This window comes from Actinomyces sp. ICM39 (assembly GCF_000282935.1).
GTDB lineage: Bacteria > Actinomycetota > Actinomycetes > Actinomycetales > Actinomycetaceae > Pauljensenia > Pauljensenia odontolytica_B.
On record NZ_ALCB01000074.1, the window covers coordinates 1 to 3,827 of the forward strand.

General features: G+C 67.4%; 3 protein-coding genes and 1 pseudogene. All 4 read left to right on the top strand.

The window, feature by feature from the left end; genetic code table 11:
* Positions 1 to 1,087, top strand: a pseudogene (locus HMPREF1137_RS10390) (hypothetical protein); the annotation flags it as partial.
* Positions 1,088 to 1,104: 17 nt separating this feature from the next.
* Positions 1,105 to 2,142 carry a thioredoxin-disulfide reductase gene (gene trxB, locus HMPREF1137_RS05170; protein ID WP_007589649.1) on the top strand — a complete coding sequence of 346 codons (1,038 nt, stop codon included), beginning with the start codon at positions 1,105 to 1,107 and terminating at the stop codon, positions 2,140 to 2,142.
* Positions 2,139 to 2,570, top strand: a complete 432-nt coding sequence (locus HMPREF1137_RS05175) for a YchJ family protein (protein WP_007589650.1) — start codon at positions 2,139 to 2,141, stop codon at positions 2,568 to 2,570. The genes trxB and HMPREF1137_RS05175 overlap by 4 nt, the downstream gene beginning before the upstream one ends.
* A 20-nt stretch (positions 2,571 to 2,590) precedes the next feature.
* Complete coding sequence (locus HMPREF1137_RS05180) at positions 2,591 to 3,232, top strand: phosphatase PAP2 family protein (protein WP_007589647.1); 642 nt, start codon at positions 2,591 to 2,593, stop codon at positions 3,230 to 3,232.
* The last annotated feature ends 595 nt before the right edge of the window (positions 3,233 to 3,827 follow it).

Below are 3,827 nucleotides of genomic sequence, written 5' to 3' on the forward strand. Positions count from 1 at the left end.
CCCGGCGCCCGACGAGGACCCGATCCCCGCGCCCGACGAGGACCCGATCCCCGCGCCCGACGAGGACCCGATCCCCGCGCCCGACAGCGTGTCGATGGCGGAGTCCCTCGCGGCCCTGGGCGTGGAGCCTGTCACCGATACCACGGACAGCGCCGAGGTTGCGTCCGCGTCCTTCCCGCTGGCTCCCCCGCCGCCGGCCCCCGCGACCAACAGCTACGAGCGCGACGGCGAGGTCAACCCCGCGGACTACCCGCACCCCGAACCTCTCGCTGACGCGCCCGTAACGCACCAGATTCCCCGCGTGCATGCAGCAGTCGATTCGGCGATCCCCGCCCCTCCCGTCGAGGATCCGACCGAGGTCATGGACTCCATTCCCCCGATCCCCGCGGCACCCGCACAGCCCGCCCCGGCCTCGTCCGAGGAGGAGGAAGCCACACCCGAGCGTTCCGCCAAGCTGATCGATCCGACGCGACCCGCACTCATCTTCGGCGTCGTTCTGTTCCTCTTCGGCGCGATCTGGGGTCCGTGGATGGCGACGCGACCGGTCACCGACCTGGATCTCGGCCAGTCCCTGCGTAACGGCGTGGCCGCGCAGGAGTCCGGCGAAGAGCCCGCCCCCGCGCTCACCACAACGCCTCCCCCGGCGGAATCTGTGACGCCCGTGATCTCCTCGGTTCAGGTCCTGTCGTGGAACAACGACGACGGCGACCACCCGGACCGCGCGATCAACATGATCGATTCGAACCCGTCGACGTCCTGGTCGTCGCGCTGGTTCGACAACAACCAGTTCCGCGACGAGACCTCCGTGACGATCGTTGTCAAGCTCCAGCAGAAGGCCACCATCTCCTCGGTCACGCTCACCATGGACCCGGCCACCTCCGGCGGCGAGATTGTCGTGCGTAACGTCACGGATCCCTCGAACCCGCGCGGTGGAACAGAGCTGGCCACTTCTGCGTTGTCTCCGACGACCACAATTCAGCTCCCGACCCCTGTCGAAACCGACTCGATTGCGCTGCAGTTCCGTTCGATGCCCAAGGGCCAGGACGGCCGCAACTGGGCGTGGATCTCCGAACTCACCGTTCAGTAACCCTAAGGAGGGTACGCATGTCTTTCGTGACGATTCCAGGCCTTGTGACGGCCGAAAACACCGATTCGACCCCCGAGGCCGTCGAGGTCCAGGTCCCGTCGGCTGATGTTCCCGAGGGCGCCACCGTCCACGATGTCGTCATCGTCGGCTCGGGCCCCGCCGGCTACACGGCTGCGGTCTATACGGCCCGCGCCGGCCTCGCCCCCATCGTGCTGGCCGGTCAGCTGGCCGCGGGTGGCGCGCTCATGAACACGACCGAGGTCGAGAACTTCCCCGGTTTCCCGGAGGGCATTCAGGGCCCCGAGCTCATGGACAACATGCGCGAGCAGGCCGAGAAGTTCGGCGCGGACATTCGCTACGAGGACGTCGTCGCCGTCAACCTCGAGGGTGACGTGAAGGCCGTGGCGACCGAGGACGAGGTCTTCTACGCGCGCGCCGTCATCCTGGCCACCGGCTCGGAGTACCGCCACATGAACGTGCCCGGCGAGGACGAGTTCTCCGGCCGCGGCGTCTCCTACTGCGCGACCTGCGACGGCTTCTTCTTCAAGGATCGTCGCCTGGCCGTCATCGGCGGCGGCGACTCCGCGATGGAGGAGGCCACCTTCCTGACGAACTTCGCGTCCGAGGTCGTCGTCGTGCACCGCCGCGACGCCCTGCGCGCCTCGCGCGTCATGGCCGAGCGCGCCCTGAACAACCCGAAGATCTCCTTCGAGTGGAACGCGACCGTCGAGGAGGTCCTGGGCGACGAGGCCGTCACCGGCCTGCGCCTTGCCTCCACGGTGGATGGCTCCACGCGTGAGATCGCCGTGGACGGCGTGTTCGTCGCGATCGGACACCTGCCCCGCACGGGCTTCCTGCGCGGCCAGGTTGCCCTCGACGAGGCCGGCTACATCACGGTCGACGAACCGTCGACGCGCACGTCCGTCGCGGGCGTCTTCGCGTGCGGTGACGCCGTGGACCACACGTACCGTCAGGCCATCACGGCGGCCGGCTCCGGCTGCCGTGCGGCCCTGGATGCGGAGCGCTGGCTGGCGTCCCTGGGCGACCAGGCGTGACCTCCTCCCCCGCTGCTCCCGGCGCTGCGAGCGCTGGCGTGCCCCGGCCTCGTACCTGCCCGTGCGGGTCGGGGGCGCTGCTGGCGCAGTGCTGCGGGCGCTACCTGGACGGCGAGGTGGCTCCGACCGCCGAGGCGCTCATGCGTTCGCGCTACACGGCGTTCGCGCTGCGCGACGAGGACTACCTGTTCCGCACATGGCACCCGCGCACGCGCCCCGCTCCCCCCTACTGGGTGGAGGGGACGCAGTGGACGGGTTTGCAGATCCTGGGGGCCGAGGCCGGGGGTCCTTCCGACGAGGAGGGCACCGTGACGTTCGTGGCCTCGTGGCGGGACGTATCGACTGGCGAATCCGGGCAGATGCGGGAGCATTCACGCTTCTCACGCCGAGCCGGGCGCTGGGTCTACGAGTACGGCGCCAACGACTGACACTACGGTAGGATTTCACTATGATTGCTCGTCGCCTTCTGACTCCCCCCGTGATCATCGGGTTTCTCCTCGTCGCGGCTGTCGCCGTCGCGGGCGGATTCATCACGAGTCCCCTGCCAATCGACACCACGGTGTGGTCTGACTTCGTCGCGTCGCGCACGCCGGCGATGAACTCGTTCATGACGGGTGCGTCGTGGCTCTTCGACCCCAAGCGCGCGGTCGTCGTGGCGCTGGTCGTGGCGGGCGCCGTGTGGTGGTTCATCAAGAAGGTCATGAATGCCCTGTACATCCTGTGTTCCGTGGTGTTTTCGGCCGCAAACAGCTTCATCATCAAGCACCTGTACGAGCGTCCCCGTCCCGAGGAGGCGCTACGCCTGATCACCGAGGACGGCTACTCGTTCCCATCGGGTCACGCGACGGCCGTGACCGCGCTGTTCGTGTCCCTGGTGCTGGTCCTGACGACGACGCGCCTCGGCCGCCGTCTGCGCTACCTGCTGTGGGCCGCGGCGCTGACGCTCATCGTGTTCATCTGCGTGACGCGCCTGTACCTGGGCGTCCACTGGGTCACCGACGTGCTCGCCGGCTTTAGCGTGGGCCTCGGCTCGTCGATGATCTTGGCGCCATTCATGATTGGGCCCAACGCCCTGAAGTTGTTCCGCTAGTTTTTGGAGCTCATTTGTTGTTGGGAGCGCCCGGGACCGACTGGTCCCGGGCGCTTCTGCGTGCGCTGTTCAAGGTGTTAACGCGCATGTTTAGGGGCCCACATGCGCGCAACACACCACGCCAAAACGCCGTTGTACCCAAATCGCAGACCACTTCGCCAATAACAGCCCATTTTCAGCGTTTTTCACCGAGGTGGTCTGCGGTTTGGGCGTTACACCAGCATCAGATGCAGATCCAGCTCCACCGATCGGGGAGAATTGCGCCATCCGCGCCTCCGACACGCCGACGACACACCGCCAGAGGGCTTCGCATGGCGCAAAACCCCCATCGCCACCGGCGTGGAGGGCACCGAGAAAACGCAGGACCGGGATGCTGCGCTCGCGTTGGTGCCAGGGCCAGGGCCAGCGCCAGACAATTTCGCATGCAATTCAAAAACACAAGTGACGCAGCATCGCAGATCGATACGGACTAGCACGATGCCGGAGGGGAATTGCATGCGAAATTACTATGGCGTGGGCGGGGTGAGGCCTGGCTGCGGTGGCGGGGCCTGGCCGCGGTGCCCGTGGGCGGTGGCGGGGCCTGGCCGGGCTTCGA